Origin of the sequence: Parendozoicomonas verongulae (assembly GCF_009711465.1) — a bacterium.
Lineage (GTDB): Bacteria > Pseudomonadota > Gammaproteobacteria > Pseudomonadales > Endozoicomonadaceae > Sansalvadorimonas > Sansalvadorimonas verongulae.
In genome coordinates this window covers 1-16832 of record NZ_SMME01000844.1, presented here as the reverse complement: position 1 = coordinate 16832, position 16832 = coordinate 1, and the positions used below count along the sequence as shown (strand labels likewise).

Here is a 16832-nt window from a genome sequence, read left to right as displayed (position 1 = left end):
GCTCTGCTGTTCTATAGAGCAGCAGAGCGGGCTTTCACTTAAGAAGGGAGAATCCACCCTGTCTGCGATCTTTTAAAGCCTGATAAGCATCGCTTAGTTCACCACGGTGATGCTTACGGTGCTTACCCAGCTTAACCGAGTGATTCATTTCATAGGGAAAGAACTGGAACGGAATCGTTTTGTGGGTCTGCATCATGGCCGCGATCATCTCATCCCGCCCCACGCTACCACCACCAAAGGCCATCATGCTGTCTATTACGCCAACCATGGCACGGGAGGTAGGGCTGAGTTGAAGGGATGTTTTATTAAAGCCACCCCAGCCCTTGTCAGCCACTATCACGACCTTGTCCACATAAGGAAACTCCTCAACCAAAGGCCGGTCTGGATTCTCACGCTCCACAACAACCTGCTGAGAGACAATCCCTGTTGTGCGGTATCCAAGGTTTTTCAACAGCGGATATAAACCACCAATACCATCCGGTGTACCACCGATGTTCACAATCCACTCTGAAGGTGGATAGTGCTCCATAATTTCAACCACCTCAGCCTTAACCCCTTCAAAGTCCTGATAACCTTTTCCGGAAAATCCAACAAAGGTTAAAACCTTTTTACCGGGAAACCACACCTTGAATTGCTGAATTGCTTCTTGGGCCGTAGCGGCTTCAATAATGTCGGCTTTCAGGGGAACAGAAAACAGTATGAGCGCTGTCAGCAGCGCAGATGGAAGCAAACGATGCAAAACCATTTTTCCCTCGTCTTGTTATCGTGAGATACAGCTGTAATCCATTTACAGCCCAGAATTTTCCTCAGTGTAGTGTGAAGCTGGATTCAAGCAATGCTGGATTCAAGCGATAAGTGCAAACAGCCCTCCTCCCTATAAAACATCTTGTCAGTAAAACCTGTGGGGTACTGGCTTACATTTTAACAAGCATAACCACGGGATAATCCAATCGCGCCAAATAGTCAAATACCAAAAAATACCTCTTACTTAAGGCAGCTGCTTTGACACCTAAAGCTGTTTCAAACTCCAATGTCGGCCTTTTTTTCAGTGCCTCTCCGTACTTTTTACAGTGTGACCGGAATAAAGGCATATATCTTTGTCGTTGATGTCGTTCGCACTGCAACTGCCATTTATCGAAATTATCTGAATTCTGGCCATATTTTAAACTCATTAAAAGATACTCAAGTATCTCAGGGGAGAAGACTGACACAAACGCTTTTCCTGATGTCGCCGAATGTTTTATTGTCTGCATCTGCAGTGCCTGTTCAACCCATTGAAAAGAATCCCCGTTGAATAGCGGTACATCTGCCGTAATGGCATCAATAGTGCTCCCTGATTCATCCAGCCACTCCAGGCAAAGCGTGAGTGCATTGCCAGAAGAATCAGCCGTCATCAATGAAAAAGGGTTATTGTAAGTACCAATCTCCGATGCTGGCGTTGTCATAGGCCATATATTGATTCCATAGCAACGATTTGCTTTACATTGCATCATCAAATTCAGGAGTTGTTGTTCAAGGGTGTCTGAAATATAAGGCTCAGTCTCTGGCTCGGGAAATTTTTTAAAATTTATTTTTACATGAGGGTCAACAGCCTGACCATACTCATTTGTTTCGCCTACGTGGGTCATCAAGGAAATATCGATATACTCATTGATAAATGTCTCTCCCACAACATGGACATTATGAGTATATTCAAACGCTTTGATAGCGCGCATTTCTTCAAGACGGTGAGTAAGATATCTCATCGAATCAGACAGCGTACGAGAAAGAGCACCCGTATACTCATAGAAACGTTTCTGAATGTGTAAATATTTTTCCTGATAGGCCTTCAGCTCATAGCCAGAACGAAAAGCCCCCAGCGAATCCCGCATTGCTTCCGGCATCGAGAGAGCAACTGTACCTTCGGTTGTTCTTTCAGCAATAGCAGTAGTAGTAGAATGATCACTATCTTGAGTATTTTGTTCTGCTTCCCGTCTTAACCGACGCTCCCTCTTCAGGCCTTTTCGAGATGTCTGGAAGACAGGGGGACTTTCATCAGAGTATTCCTTTTCAGTGAACCGACTCTTTCGCAGGTATTTCCATTTCTGACACTGATCAGAATCCCTCCGATGTAAACGTCTCTGGCCAGACCTTCCTCCCTTTTTTGACTTGAAATCTTTGATATCTTTAGGTTTTTCTACAGCCTCGGCCATACTGGACGCAAACTTGGATGCTCTCCCTTTGCACTTCTTACTTTGAGACTTCCCGGCAGAGCGTGTTGAATAGGGTGCGTAGCACTTTTTTGCTCCTGAAAAAGGTTTTTGTAACCACGCCTGATTTACACAGAAGGAAGAGTGCTTTCCTCTTTGCTCTGACCCTGCCCTTACCCCTGATTTCGTTATCGTTGCAGTAGAGTTTAAACGCATGAGAGAAAACGTTGCAGACATGTGACACAAGTTAAGTACAGTTGAATTTCCTTTAAACTCTTCTTGGGCTTGCACGACACTGCTCTTCAAAACAGTCAGCAAGGCAGCGCACACAGCTAACTGTATACACCAGGAAATACTATCTCTTGAATCGCCTTGCATGGGTATATGATCTGACCAGAGTCGTGTAAAAGTAGTTGGCCAGAGAAAAAATGCATAGTTCTAAAACTCACCCCATAGCAGAGCTGATCATAAGTCCTGGCGAAGTGGATTCCTGCATATGGAGCTTATCAATAGCAGTTTAAGTACCCGGCCCATTGTTTTCCCATAAAGACACCGCCAGACTATGCGAAAATAATGATTGGAGTACTTATAGGTTTTATAATTAACGGACTTCAAAGGGTCTAATTACGGCAGGAAATGTGAAATTTCCAAAATGCATTAATTCAAAGGGAAATCTAGAAATGTTGTTATTTCTTCAAAACATCATGATAGCGTAAGGCAGACGTAAAGAGATTATATTTCTTACGAAAGCTCCGAGATTCCCCGTTTTATTCACACCTTCAAAAATCGCTCATATTCTTGGCGCAAATCAATAAAACCACTGATCTCAAACGTTTTTATTACTGCACATTTTGGTCTGTCGAAAAGTCACAGTATGATCATCTCATTCATCTACCTCCTCGCATTAAGGAATCACTGTGACCGATATCAATCGCGACCGCATGGTTGAGCACTTCTGTGACCTCGTAAGAATCGACAGCGAATCTGGCAACGAACAGCGCATTGCCCAGACCTTGACTGAGCAGTTGGGCATGATGGGCTTCACTGTACACGCCCTGCCTGTTCCTGAACACATCTCCAACGGCTTTAACGTTTATGCCCGTCTGGAAGGTACTCTGGACGACAGTGTTGTTTTCAGCAGCCACATGGACACCGTGACCCCAGGAAATGGTATCGAACCTGTGATTGGTGAAGACGGCATCATCCGTTCCAAGGGCAATACCATTCTGGGAGGTGACGACAAGTCTGGCATTGCTGCGGTTATGGAAGCTGTTCGCTGCATCAAGGAAGAGAACCTGGAACACAAAACCATTGAACTGGCCTTCACCGTATACGAAGAAGGCGGTCTGTTCGGTTCTCAGTACTTTGATATGTCCTACATCACGTCTGACAAGGCTGTGATTCTGGACACTGGCGGCCCTATCGGAACTATCATCACGTCCGCTCCTGGCCAGCAGAAGATTGTCTGCAACATCAAAGGCAAGCCTGCCCACGCTGGTCTGGCACCTGAGCAGGGCATCAGTGCAATCCAGGTTGCTGCTGATGCTATCACCCAGATGAAGCTGTTGCGTATCGACGAAGAAACCACTGCCAACATTGGTGTTATCAACGGTGGTAACGCCACCAATATCGTTATGCCTGAGCTGAAGATCGTTGCTGAAGCCCGCTCCCTGAACGAAGACAAGCTGCAGGAGCAGGTAGCTCATATGATCAGCACCTTTGAAGCTGCAGCTGAAAAGCACGGTGCCGAAGTTGAAATCGAATCCAGCCGCGCTTACGACTCTTTCGTTATCGATAACAACCACCCACACGTTGAAAGCCTGAAGGCTTCTTTCGCCGCACTGGGTCACGAGCCTGTCACCAAAGGCACTGGCGGTGGCTCCGATGCCAACAACTTCAACAAGAAGGGTCTGACTGCCGTAAACATGTCCACTGGCATGTCCAAGGTTCACACCACTGAAGAGTTCATCGCTATCGATGATATGGTGAAGATCACTGAAGTTGTTAAGCACTTTATGACTCATTAATGCCTGGCATGTTCTTTTAATCAAGCTGGAGTCATGCCAATGACTCCAGCTTTCTTATACTAAGCTTTCCCTTTGTTTGCACTGGGGGAGCAATGAAACTCGGTATAAGTACGTTATTAGTGGTATGTCTGACAGGCAGCACTGGTTCCCATGGAACTGAAGAGTCCAAGTTTCATATTGCCCCCATCCGACCTCAGGCAGTTGCTGTAGAACCTTCTACTCTCAAGCAAAGCACTCTCCCCTCTGTTGGTCCTGCGGGGGGTAGCCCGACTCCCTTGTCCATGAAACAACGTACAGTAAAACGCTACGATAGTTCTAGCAGCCTGGATAGCGGTTATCGTTCCGAAGACGGGGAAACAAACTCCGGCAGGCGTCCGTCGGAATCTCTCGAGAAAGATACATTCAATATTTATCCCGATACCGGCCGCAGTCACTCCTGGCAGCCTCTTCTTATCCCGAAAGTACAAGCTGCAGTACCCGATAAAAAAAAAGGTAACTCGCGGGGTCTTACCCTAGATCAAGTACGTATAATTCCAGAGACCTCTTACGATGATCCTGAGGATGATGATCAAAGCCTTACTTCTTCTCTTCCCTCCCTCAGAGATCACCCCGATCTAATTGAATTCAAGCGTTCCTTAAGTCTGGAACATATCGATAAAGAACTTGAGAACATCACAGAAAGCCTTCAGAACATCTCTCTTCGCCCTGAAAGCGTCACATCTACTCCCGGACCCATACCAGCCCCTCCTCCCCTCCCTCCGGAACCAGCCTTGCCAAAAAGAAAAGACCAAGAATCAGTAAGTATCGAGAAAGCCGAGGAGGAAGGGACAGAGGAAGAAGAAGGAACAGAGAAAGTCAGTGTTAATGAAAGCAACGAGTTACCACTGGATGTCAATAAAATGGTGTATCTTTTTTCAGAGCTTTCCGCTGCAGAAAAAAAACTCGCTGGAGACGTTATTGATGCTTTATTGAAACATGCAGGCAAAAACCCTGCACAGGTGATAAGGATTAGACAACAGGAAGAGGCCAGAAAAAAGAAGAGTCGTAAGCCGGGCCGAATTGTTGCCAAAAACATCTACGAATGGGGAAGTGCTTCCGCCGGGTGGACTATCTTCATTGGGGCAAACATTATTCTCTATGTCTATCCGGAACAGGCGCTTACAGCCAGAATTCTTATTGAGCCGAAGGGATGTAATGCTCTGCAGATGGTCGGACAGGTTATCAGCTATGAAGTGGACCGATACCGTTATCTATCTTCTATGGTCAGAGCCTGCATGATAATTGTACCCGGCCTGATTGATTCTACTATGAGGGTGACTCATGAAAAGGTATCTTCAAAATGCCTCTCGGACAGGAACCATATTTGTGACGGCGAAAATTGTATAAAGACACCTCTATTCAATGAAAGCAAGCCTGCTTGTCTGCTGACAGATAATGAAAATTTCGATTTCATCATAAAAATCAGCGAGCTTGATGAAGAAAGCAGAACATTCATTTACCAGAAAATCCTGAGAGTTGATCCCCGTACAGAAGATGTCTGGGAGGACAAGGAAAAAAAAGATTCTTTGGATATGGTTGTGATTGCAGATAAGCTGGCCATTCACAGAGATAAGGGATACTTAACCAACCTCTTATTCGCAGCCATGAAATACAGCCTGATCTTTGGGTACTTTTATGCCGTTCCTTTTTTGGAAACAACTATAAAAATAAGCCTTGGGGAGGTTGAGTTGTCAACAAACAAAACGCTCCCCTATAACTGCACAGCCAACAGCAGCTCTTTTATGATGGCGGATGGTGAGATTTCCAACTATACGCCTATTCACTTGGCCATTGGTACAACGATTTTCGCCTCCTGGAGTGCCTTCTTTCTTGCACCGAAAGTGGCAACCTCCTGCGCACAACGATCCATGCAACTTTTCAGAAGAGCCAAAAACTACTACAACAATCGCACCAGTTAAGCACCCGGACCATTGCTTTTGCATAGTCTGGTGGCAAAGCCATGGTCGGGGTACTTAAGTGAATCAGTGTTGATTCAGGTAATCCAGAACAACTTCGTGGTGAGTCTTGGTCTTAAACTTATTAAAAACATGCTCAACCACACCCTCTTCATTCACCAGAAAACTGATGCGATGAATACCATCGAACACACGCCCCATAAACTTCTTCTCACCCCAAACACCAAACTGATCAGCAACAGCATGATCTTCATCGGATAAGAGAGTGATATTCAGCTCTTTCTTTTCTTCAAAGCTTTTCAGCTTTTTGACTGGATCCGGGCTGATACCCAGAACATGAACACCCAGATCATCCAGTTGAGGACGCACGTCTGTCAGACTGCAGGCCTGAGTGATACAACCGGGTGTGAGGGCCTTAGGGTAGAAATAAACCAATACCTTGCTACCAGCGAAATCCGCAAGATTCACGGTTTCACCATTTTGATTCTGAAGGGAGAAAGCTGGCGCCTTATCGCCAGCCTGAAGTGTTTCGATCATAACAACTCCTGCGCAATCGTCTATGAAAGATGAATCGCGCTGGAGTATATCAATATTGAGGGTTGTGCAGCATCTTCAAACTATTCATTCTGCGTTCAACGTCGATCATCGCAAACGCAGCATTCATGGCTACCGGCATTTGCATGCCTGCAACAAAAAGCAGAGCCTTCAAGGTAAACTTGTAGCTGTTATAAATAGCCTGTTTTCTTACCGCTGTGGTTGCAGTAAATTCCCAATTGCGGATACGATCAATCCACCCCTGACGCTGCTCAGGTGTCATATTGCCCACCCAGTTACACACCATCTTGCCGATATAGTGGAACGGATTCCAGGATGAGGATGCTTCCTCCTCGGTGTCCACCAGAGAGGACTCCGAGATATCGCTGGCCATAGAGAGTTGTATACTGACACTGCCCTCCTGCGCCTCATCATCGTTCAGGGCAGGCTCTCCCAGACTTGCCAGGGAGTCCACATCCCGGTCACCCAGAGGAGGATGCTGCATTCTATGGAGTGGCAGAGCCTCATCAACGGAAATAGTGCTCAGGCTGCTCTCCCTGTTATCGCTGACAAGAGATGCATGAGCGGATTTGAACAACCCGGAGTTCAAGGACTGCAGACTACTGTCCCCGCGCAGCCACTCACAACTGTTATAAGCTGATGACAATAACAAACTACCCATTGAACAATCCATAATATCCCCCTTCAAAGCAACCCTTAATATTGAGAAACACGCTGAAGGGTGCAGGGACAGGCTTTGACATGCACTAACAGCCTGGTTAGTTTTCCTGACAAGCTAAAAAACAGCCATAAAAAACGGGCAACCTGATGATCAGATTGCCCGTTTTGTCTTTTAAAAAGGAAAGATCAGGACTCCTGATCGCCCCCTTCGTCACTACTGTTTTCAACGTCCGAAGCGGTTACATCATCAAAATCAGAGGAGGATTCAGTGCCTTCTGCTTCCACAGTAGCGCCAACCACATCTTCTTCATCAGGTTCTGCCACCCGCTCAAGGCCTACCAGCTGCTCGCCATCTGCCACACGGATCAGACGCACACCCTGAGTGTTACGGCCCACCATGGAAACTTCGGAAGCACGGGTCCGCACCAGCGTACCCATATCAGAGATCAGGATAATATCGTCCTCATCATCCACCTGTACTGCACCCACAACAGGGCCATTGCGATCGGTGACCTTGATGGATACAACCCCCTGATTACCACGCCCTTTGATGGGGTACTCTTCCAGTGCGGTACGCTTACCAAAACCGTTAGCGGTTGCCGTAAGAACCGGTGCATCGCTGGTTGGGCAGATCAGGGATACAACCTTCTGGCCATCCTGCAGCTTGATGCCACGGACACCCGTTGCAGTACGACCCATTGGGCGAACAAGATCCTGCGGGAAGCGCACAACCTTACCGGCATCGCTGAACAGCATGATGCGACGATCCGGATCACACAGAGATACACCAATCAGCTCATCGCCTTCCACCAGGTTGATCGCACGAATACCGGAAGACAGCGGACGGGAGTAGGCTGTCAGAGGCGTCTTCTTCACTGTACCGTGGGCAGTAGCGAATACGACAAATTTGTCTTCACTGTATTCTGCAACCGGCAGCATAGCGGTGATACGCTCACCTTCATCCAGCGGCAGGATATTGATAATCGGACGGCCACGGGCAGTACGGGATGCCACAGGAATCTCGTACACCTTGCGCCAGTAAACCTTACCTTTGCTGGAGAACAGCAACAGCTGGGTGTGGGTATTGGCCACCAGCATGTGTTCAACGTAGTCTTCGTCTTTCAGAGAGCCGGAGCTCTTGCCTTTACCACCGCGTTTCTGAGCCTGATACTCCGTCAGAGGAACAGTCTTGGCATAACCACTGTGAGACAGGGTGACCACCATGTCCTCTTCGGTGATCAGATCTTCAACGGTGAGGTCACGGCGGGAAGAGATGATTTCGGTACGACGTTCGTCGCCATACTCTTCCACCACCTTTTCCAGCTCTTCGCGAATCACTTCCATCAAACGGGCAGGGTCAGAAAGAATCAGTACCAGCTCGGCAATTCTGTCCAGCAGCTCACGGTATTCTGTCAGCAGCTTTTCGTGTTCCAGACCGGTCAGCTTCTGCAGACGCATCTCCAGAATCGCCTGAGCCTGCTGTGGAGACAGACGGTACTTGTCACCATCAATACCAAACGCGGAAGGCAGATCATCTGGACGACAGGAATCGCTTCCCGCTTTTTCCAGCATGTTCAGTACCAGACCGGCATCCCATGCCTGAGCCATCAGCGCGTCTTTCGCTTCTGCTGCATTCTGGGATTTCTTGATGGTTTCGATCATGGGATCGATATTGGACAGGGCAACTGCCAGACCTTCCAGAGTATGACCACGCTCACGGGCTTTACGCAGCTCATAAACGGTACGGCGGGTCACAACTTCACGACGATGACGAACAAACGCTTCCAGCATCTGCTTCAGGTCGAGGGTCTGAGGACGACCATTCACCAGCGCAACCATGTTGATACCGAACACGGTTTCCAGCTGGGTCTGGGCATAGAGGTTGTTCAGAACAACTTCACCCACTTCGCCACGGCGCAGCTCGATAACAACCCGCAAGCCGTCCTTGTCGGACTCATCACGGATTTCGCTGATGCCTTCAATCTTCTTGTCTTTTACCAGCTCGGCGATTTTCTCGATCAGGCGAGCCTTGTTTACCTGATAAGGCAGCTCGTGAATGATGATAATTTCACGATTTTTCTTCGGATCTGGTACCACTTCCGCACGGGAGCGAATCCAGATACGACCCCGGCCAGTACGGTAAGCCTGCAGGATACCGGCCTTGCCGTTGATGATGGCGGAGGTTGGGAAGTCCGGGCCGGGAATAAACTCCATCAGGTCGTCAACAGTGGCTTCCGGGTTATCCAGAAGGTGCAGACAACCTCTCACAACCTCAGTGAGGTTATGGGGAGGAATGTTGGTGGCCATACCCACCGCGATACCTGCACCGCCGTTCACCAGCAAGTTAGGGATTCGGGTTGGCAGAACCTCGGGAATCTGTTCGGTGCCGTCGTAGTTTGGCACGTAATCAACGGTTTCTTTATCCAGATCAGCCAACAGCTCGTGGCTGAGTTTATCCATGCGAATTTCCGTGTAACGCATGGCAGCGGCAGAGTCGCCATCGATAGAACCGAAATTACCCTGACCATCTACCAGCGGATAGCGCAGGGAGAAATCTTGTGCCATACGCACAATGGTGTCGTAAACCGCAGAGTCACCGTGAGGGTGGTATTTACCGATTACATCACCAACAACACGAGCAGACTTTTTATAGGGCTTGTTCCAGTCGTTGGAGAGTTCGTTCATGGCGAACAGCACCCGCCTGTGAACGGGCTTGAGTCCGTCGCGAACATCCGGCAACGCCCGGCCAACGATGACACTCATCGCGTAGTCCAGATAGGACTGCTTGAGTTCATCTTCAATGTTGACCGGTAGAATTTCGTTTGCAGTGTCTACCATAAATGCCAAAAGATCCTTAAAAGCCTGTCATCAACCGGCACGTCTCTGTTACCAGTTATTTACCATGAAATACCTGCGCATAACTGCTTTGAGGCAGGTATTTTCCGCTCATGGCTGCGTGATGCCGGTTCATCCAGTCATCTGTCAGCGGCTGCCAAAGCCCTAAGGGGCGAAATGGCAGCCGGAAATCGGTAAATCATACCATAACCCGTACGACTGGTCGCATCTAATACAAATTAAAATCACCCATTCGATTTATCAGTTGCCCCGTTAGAGTTCACTTACACATCCTGCCAAGCTCTACAGGAAATAAGGGCTGTTTCAGTTGCTATTTCAGGTATAATTCGAGCAATTCGACTGTGGATATAATCATGACCAACACCACGCCATCCGGACAGCAACATGCTGACACACTGATCCACGCCCGCTGGATTATTCCTGTGGACGGTTCCAGAACTATCCTTGAGGATCACTCTCTCGCGATCACTGATGGCAAAATTACGGCCCTGCTTCCTACTGCAGATGCCAAGGCTCACTGGTCAGCAGATATTATCCAGAATCTCGCTGAACACACACTGATTCCCGGTTTTATCAACACCCATGGTCATGCTGCCATGAGCCTGTTCCGGGGGCTGTCCGACGATTTGCCCGTTATAGAGTGGCTCAACAATCATATCTGGCCAGCCGAAGGTCAGTTTGTGAATGAAGACTTTGTTCACGACGGCACTCGTCTGGCCATGGCAGAAATGATCCGTGGCGGCACTACCACATTCAGCGACAACTACTTCTTTCCGGAAGCTGCCGGTCATGCAGCACTGGAAGGTGGCATGCGCTGCCAGTTGGTATTCCCGGTGCTGGACTTCCCCACCGGCTGGGCAAAAGACGCCGCCAATTACATCTCCAAAGGTCTGGATACCATTGACCTGTTCCGCAATCAGGACAGCATCCTCGTAGGTTTTGGCCCCCATGCACCCTATTCAGTCAGCGATGCGCCCCTGAAAGAGATCATCACCCTCTCCGAACAACTGGACGTCAATGTGCAGATGCACATTCACGAAAGCGCTCAGGAAATCAAAGAATCCATTGAGAAAACCGGCATGCGCCCACTGCGCCGTCTGGCCGAACTGGGCTTCCTTTCCCCTCGATTGCAGTGCACCCATATGACTCAGCTGAACGAAGCGGAAATTCAGCTGATTGCTCAGAACGGCTGCAGTGTTATCCACTGTCCGGAATCCAACCTGAAACTGGCCAGTGGTTTTTCTCCGGTTGCCCGGTTGCAGCAGGCCGGGGTCAACGTCGCCATCGGTACTGACGGCTGCGCCAGCAACAACGATCTGGATATGCTCGGTGAAACCCGTACTGCTTCGTTGATTGCTAAGGCCGTGGGACAGGATGCCACTGCGCTAAGTGCCTGGGGGGCACTTGAAGCGGCCACAATCAACGGCGCCCGCGCTATGGGCATAGACACGCAAACCGGTAGTCTGGAAATTGGCAAACAGGCGGATATAGCCGCTATTGCCATGAACGAGTTGGAAAACCTGCCGGTATATAACCCGGTATCCCAACTGATCTATACCGCCAGCCGTAACCAGTTCACTCATGTTTGGGTGAACGGTAAAGCTCTGATGGAGGATCGCCACCTCACCACTCTGGATGAGGCCTGGTTGAAACAGAGAGCGAACTACTGGCAAAAACGCATATCTGCAAGCCGTCAGGGATAAGTTGTACCCATGAATAAAGGACATAACAATAAAAGCGATAACGTTGATCGCGAGGAAGTGGCCAAGTTTGAAGCCTTGGCCAGCAGGTGGTGGGATCAAAACAGTGAGTTCCGCCCCCTGCATCAGATCAACCCGCTAAGACTGGACTATATCGATCAGCGTGCCAGCCTTGCCGGTAAAACCGTGTTAGACGTTGGCTGTGGCGGCGGAATTCTCAGTGAGTCCATGGCCCGTCGTGGCGCCAAAGTGACCGGTATTGATATGGGGGAAGCCCCTCTGGCCGTGGCACGTTTGCACGGTCTGGAAAGCGGTGTGGAAGTGACTTACCAGCAAGTCACCGCTGAGCAGATGGCGGAGGACACCCCTGCCAGCTTCGATATCGTGACCTGCCTGGAAATGCTGGAGCATGTACCCGACCCCTCCAAGGTTATCGCCGCCTGTGCCAAGCTGGTGAAGCCCGGTGGTCATGTCTTCTTTTCCACTATCAATCGCAACCCTAAAGCCTGGTTATTTGCCATTGCTGGTGCAGAGTATGTGCTGAACCTGTTACCTAAAGGAACTCATGACTTCAAGAAGTTTATCAAGCCCCATGAGCTAACCGGCTGGTGTCGCCAGTCTCAGCTGGATATTCATCACTCCACCGGTTTACTGTACAACCCGCTGACTCAACGCTACTGGCTGCAGGAGCGGGATCTGGATGTGAACTATATGATTCACACCACTCGCCCGGATAAACTGGACTAATAAACACACCACAGGATGGACGACAATGGAAGGCTGCCTGACGAATGGGATACAAGCCATATTATTCGACCTTGACGGCACACTTCTGGATACATCAGAGGACTTCATACATGTTCTCAACACCATGCTGCGAGAAGATGACTACCAGCCTCTGCCTGCGAATGAGATTCGCGCCACCGTGTCTCAGGGCTCTAGAGGCCTGGTCGCCCTGGGTTATGCCCTGCAACCTGACGAACCGGGCTTCGACACCCTGCGCAACCGTCTGCTGGCAAATTATAAAACCCACACAGCCAATCCTGAGCGGAATAATCCCGCCAAACTCTTTGAGGGTATTGAACCATTGCTGGCAGCTATTGAAGCGCGCGGTATTCCCTGGGGCATTGTCACCAACAAACCAAAGGGGTTAACTCTGCCCCTGCTCGATCAGCTGGATTTGAACGAACGCTGCAGTGTGCTGGTGTGTCCCGACGATGTCAAAAACAGCAAGCCTGACCCGGAGTCACTCTGGAAAGCCTCCGACACGCTGTCCTGCGATCCGGCCGCCTGTGTTTACATTGGTGATCACGAGCGGGACATTCTGGCTGGTCAGCGAGCAGGCATGAAAACCATCACGGCACTGTATGGTTTTATCCCACTAGGTATCGACCCGGATACCTGGCAGGCTGACTATAATAGCGAGTCTCCTCAGGGGATTCTCGAATGGCTGGATGAGTGTAACTGGAACCTGCCAGCCTAACCACTTTGCCGCCATATACCAACACCACCATGGGCGGCTCTTTGTAGTAAAGAAAGGAAAATGACCATGTTTGACTATCAGGCGCCAGGCAACCTTCTGGAAAACAAGGTAATTCTGGTGACAGGTGCCGGTGACGGTATTGGTCGTACTGCGGCGCTCACCTATGCCAGACATGGTGCCACCGTCATTCTTCTGGGCCGCACTACGGAAAAGCTGGAAAAGGTATACGATGAAATAGAGAAAGCAGGTCATCCTCAACCCGCTATTGTTCCCCTGAATCTCGAAACAGCCACTTTTCATGACTATCAGGAGCTGGCCAATACCATTGGAAAAGAGTTTGGCCGTCTGGATGGTCTGCTCCACAACGCTGGCCTTCTAGGTCGCCTTGGACCACTGTTTCAGTATGACCCGGATACCTGGCAGCGGGTTATGCAGGTGAATGTCAATGCGGAGTTTATGCTCACCCGAGAGTTAATTCCCCTTTTGCGGGAAGCACCAGAAGCTTCCGTGGTATTCACCAGCTCCTCTGTTGGCAGCAAAGGCCGGGCGCACTGGGGCGCTTATAGTGTCTCCAAGTTTGCCACCGAGGGTTTGATGCAGGTGCTGGCAGATGAGGAAGACGGTTTGAGCCGTGTGCGCTCCAATGCTATCAATCCTGGTGCTACCCGTACATCCATGCGCGCTGGTGCTTACCCGGCAGAAAATCCGGAAACCCTGCCAACACCGGAGGATATTATGCCCCTGTATCTTTACCTGATGGGCAGCGACAGCCATGATATCAACGGCCAAACATTGAAAGCACAATAGCAACCCGGGGTTCGCCTCCTGTTCCACGGAGGCGAGATAGGCTTTGTAGAGCCTCCAACAGAAAGAAAGAGAGTCGTAGATCACCCTTTTCCCTATGTTCATGTTTATTTCACATCTCATTGGCGATACTGTCGCCACTCGACCTCCAATGAGCCTGTTGTAATGAAATCGCTTCCCCGCCCCCTCCAAAAATATTTGTTTTCCCGGCCCGCAAAATTGGCTGCGACCCTTGGCTTGATCGCCTATGTCGGTCACATTGCCAACCTGGACGATATCCTTTATCGCGTCTATCTGAATGTCACAACATCAGAAGAAAGCAAAGCAGCTGCCGTCTGGTTAAACGATTACCGCATGGATATCAAAGGGCTGGTGGTACAGGGTATTCCTGACAACCTTTCAGGCCTCACCTGGAATGACGACACCAAAATGCTGATCGGTGTAACGAACAGCAACCTGCTGGCCGAAATCAGTCGCGATGGAGAACTCATACGCTCTCTGGACATGGAAGGGTTTGAGGATGTAGAAGCCATCGCCTGGATGGGACATGATAAGTATCTGGTAGCCGACGAGCGCCGACATACGATTGCCCAGATCACCCTGAATGAAACAACTCAGAAGATCGTTTTTGATGACAGCCCTAAAGTCACTATTGGTATTGGCAGTGGTCGCAACAAAGGCTTTGAAGGTCTGGCCTGGGATTCCAACCAGAACAGCGCCTGGGTAGCCAAAGAACGGGACCCAATGGCTATTTACAATATAAAAGGATTTTCCCTGAATGGTTTAACGAATCATATAGAAATCAATCAGGATCCCAGAATCAATAAAGCGATTATCTCTGAGAGCAGTGATCTGTCAGGACTGCACTACGACCAACGCTCTGGCAACCTGCTTGTTCTTAGCGATGAGTCACGCCAACTTATTGAGGTCACAATGGACGGTAAGGTCGTCAGCACTCTCGGTTTAGGCATTATCCCTCACTTGCGTAACTTCTTACCTCAGCCAGAAGGCATAACTATGGACGACAAGGGTGACATTTACATTGTCAGTGAACCCAATTTGTTCTACAGATTCACCAAAAAGGCAAATAACGAGGCCACTGCAACAGGGGTATGATCTAGCCGTTCTGAGCCCTGACAGAAAAATCCGTAAAGAATGCTCACTTTAAACCTTACCCCTTTAAATCCTTGTATTTAAGGGGGTAAATCACTGGCAGTTCCACCCTTAAGCCACTGCGCCTTAGAACGATGTCCAAGAAAACAACCCAGCTGCACCCTCGCAATCCTCATCAAGGGCGCTACGACCTTGATGCATTGTGCACCACACTTCCAGCTCTTAAGACTTTCATCCGCACCAATCCGGCTGGAGAAAAGACCGTCGATTTCAGTTCAAAGCAAGCCGTTCTCCACCTGAACAAGGCTCTGTTAGCCCATCATTATCAGGTAACCCATTGGCAAATCCCTGAAGGCTACCTTTGCCCGCCCATTCCGGGGCGTGCAGATATGATTCACTATCTGGCAGATCTGCTGGCTGAAGAACATGATGGTAAACCGCCCACAGGGAAAGGCGTTCGTTGTCTGGATATCGGAACAGGTGCAAATTGCATCTATCCCATCATCGGCGCTCGCAGTTATGGCTGGCAATTTGTCGCTTCGGATATTGATCCCGTATCAGTAAAAACCGCCCACCTGATTAGCCAGGGAAACCCAGGGCTGGATAAGCTGATTCGCGTAGTTCACCAAAAGAGTGTCAAAAATATTTTCCATGGCATCATCAAACCGACAGACCGTTTTGATCTTACCCTCTGCAACCCACCGTTCCACAGTTCACTGGAAGAGGCACAGACAGGCAGTTTGCGAAAGTGGAATAACCTGAATGCAGGCAAAAAGAAAAGCTCTTCAAAAGAGCTGAAAGACAAACGCAACTTCGGTGGGCAGAAAACCGAATTGTGGTGTGAAGGAGGGGAAGTCGCATTCCTGAAACGTATGATCAAGGAAAGTGAAGACTTTGCAGATCAGGTTCACTGGTTCACAAGTCTTGTTTCAAAGAAAGATAATCTACCTACCCTCAAACGTATTCTACACACACAAAAGGCTCGGCAGGTACGGGTAATCAAAATGAGTCAGGGACAAAAAACCAGCCACCTTCTTGCCTGGCGCTATCAGTAGGAGCCAGACCTCACGCTTCTACTCCTCACCTGACATCTGATTGCTGACCCATTCAGCAATCAGATCACTCATTTCCTGACGTGTCCCACCTTGTTTTGCATGGGCTGACACAATGAGCTCCCCCAAAGGCTGCTGCTGAATATGACCGAGGGCACCGCTCAAATCAGAACCCTCAATAGCCTTTTCCAGTTCCTGATTCAAATGTCCATGTCTGCCAGGATTCAGGTCACCGTTCGAATCATAGAAGAAGTCATCAAGAACAGAGCCAAGATCTTCTACCAGGGCATTGAGCATATCATTCCGATCTGTCAATTTTTCACTCTTGATCGCGCGATTGAGTGCCCCCGCAATTCCCTCACCATCCCCACTCACCTTCTCTCTGGCAAGCTTGTTCCTGTCGACAGACTTGAGTTTTTTCCCTGCAATAATGTCAGC

Annotated in this window: 14 protein-coding genes; 8 read left to right on the top strand and 6 right to left on the bottom strand. The window is 49.2% G+C overall.

The genetic code is table 11. From position 1 onward, the window contains the following. Positions 1-34: 34 nt before the first annotated feature. The gene (locus E1189_RS13745) at positions 35-739 is read right to left on the bottom strand and encodes a hypothetical protein (protein WP_155160899.1); all 705 of its coding nucleotides are present in this window, start codon (positions 737-739) and stop codon (positions 35-37) included. Between the two features lie 175 nt (positions 740-914). After that, on the bottom strand, positions 915-2480 hold the full coding sequence (locus tag E1189_RS13740) for a hypothetical protein (RefSeq protein WP_155160898.1): 1566 nt from the start codon (positions 2478-2480) through the stop codon (positions 915-917). A 626-nt stretch (positions 2481-3106) separates the two neighbouring features. Between E1189_RS13740 and E1189_RS13735 the strand changes: the two genes are divergently transcribed. Together E1189_RS13735 and E1189_RS13730 are read left to right on the top strand one after the other, a co-directional pair. Beyond that, the gene (locus E1189_RS13735; RefSeq protein WP_329602037.1) at positions 3107-4216 is read left to right on the top strand and encodes a M20/M25/M40 family metallo-hydrolase; all 1110 of its coding nucleotides are present in this window, start codon (positions 3107-3109) and stop codon (positions 4214-4216) included. A 281-nt stretch (positions 4217-4497) separates the two neighbouring features. Further along, positions 4498-6174, top strand: coding sequence for a hypothetical protein (locus E1189_RS13730; protein ID WP_155160897.1), 1677 nt, complete (start codon positions 4498-4500; stop codon positions 6172-6174). Positions 6175-6237: 63 nt separating this feature from the next. Here the strand turns inward: E1189_RS13730 and bcp are convergent, their stop codons facing one another. From bcp to gyrA, 3 genes are all read right to left on the bottom strand, one after another. Beyond that, complete coding sequence (bcp, locus tag E1189_RS13725; RefSeq protein WP_155160896.1) at positions 6238-6708, bottom strand: thioredoxin-dependent thiol peroxidase; 471 nt, start codon at positions 6706-6708, stop codon at positions 6238-6240. Between the two features lie 49 nt (positions 6709-6757). Next, a complete protein-coding gene (locus E1189_RS13720; protein WP_155160895.1) occupies positions 6758-7399 on the bottom strand; it encodes a hypothetical protein in 642 nt (213 codons plus the stop codon). Positions 7400-7572: 173 nt separating this feature from the next. After that, on the bottom strand, positions 7573-10224 hold the full coding sequence (gene gyrA, locus E1189_RS13715) for a DNA gyrase subunit A (RefSeq protein WP_155160894.1): 2652 nt from the start codon (positions 10222-10224) through the stop codon (positions 7573-7575). 371 nt (positions 10225-10595) lie between these two features. Between gyrA and E1189_RS13710 the strand changes: the two genes are divergently transcribed. From E1189_RS13710 to rlmF, 6 genes are all read left to right on the top strand, one after another. Next, positions 10596-11945 (top strand): TRZ/ATZ family hydrolase, encoded by a 1350-nt coding sequence (locus E1189_RS13710; RefSeq protein WP_155160893.1) that lies wholly within the window; start codon positions 10596-10598, stop codon positions 11943-11945. Positions 11946-11954: 9 nt separating this feature from the next. Further along, on the top strand, positions 11955-12689 hold the full coding sequence (ubiG, locus tag E1189_RS13705) for a bifunctional 2-polyprenyl-6-hydroxyphenol methylase/3-demethylubiquinol 3-O-methyltransferase UbiG (RefSeq protein WP_155160892.1): 735 nt from the start codon (positions 11955-11957) through the stop codon (positions 12687-12689). A 25-nt stretch (positions 12690-12714) separates the two neighbouring features. Next, on the top strand, positions 12715-13425 hold the full coding sequence (locus tag E1189_RS13700) for an HAD family hydrolase (RefSeq protein WP_155160891.1): 711 nt from the start codon (positions 12715-12717) through the stop codon (positions 13423-13425). A gap of 66 nt (positions 13426-13491) precedes the next feature. Then, positions 13492-14232 carry a YciK family oxidoreductase gene (locus E1189_RS13695; RefSeq protein ID WP_155160890.1) on the top strand — a complete coding sequence of 247 codons (741 nt, stop codon included), beginning with the start codon at positions 13492-13494 and terminating at the stop codon, positions 14230-14232. Between the two features lie 216 nt (positions 14233-14448). After that, positions 14449-15345, top strand: a complete 897-nt coding sequence (locus E1189_RS13690; protein WP_196221427.1) for an SdiA-regulated domain-containing protein — start codon at positions 14449-14451, stop codon at positions 15343-15345. Between the two features lie 131 nt (positions 15346-15476). Next, entirely contained in the window at positions 15477-16397 is a 921-nt protein-coding gene (gene rlmF, locus E1189_RS13685; RefSeq protein WP_155160888.1) for a 23S rRNA (adenine(1618)-N(6))-methyltransferase RlmF, read from the top strand. An 18-nt stretch (positions 16398-16415) separates the two neighbouring features. Here the strand turns inward: rlmF and E1189_RS23935 are convergent. Further along, positions 16416-16832 (bottom strand): hypothetical protein (locus E1189_RS23935; protein ID WP_196221426.1); only part of this gene is annotated, 417 nt, incomplete at its 5' end.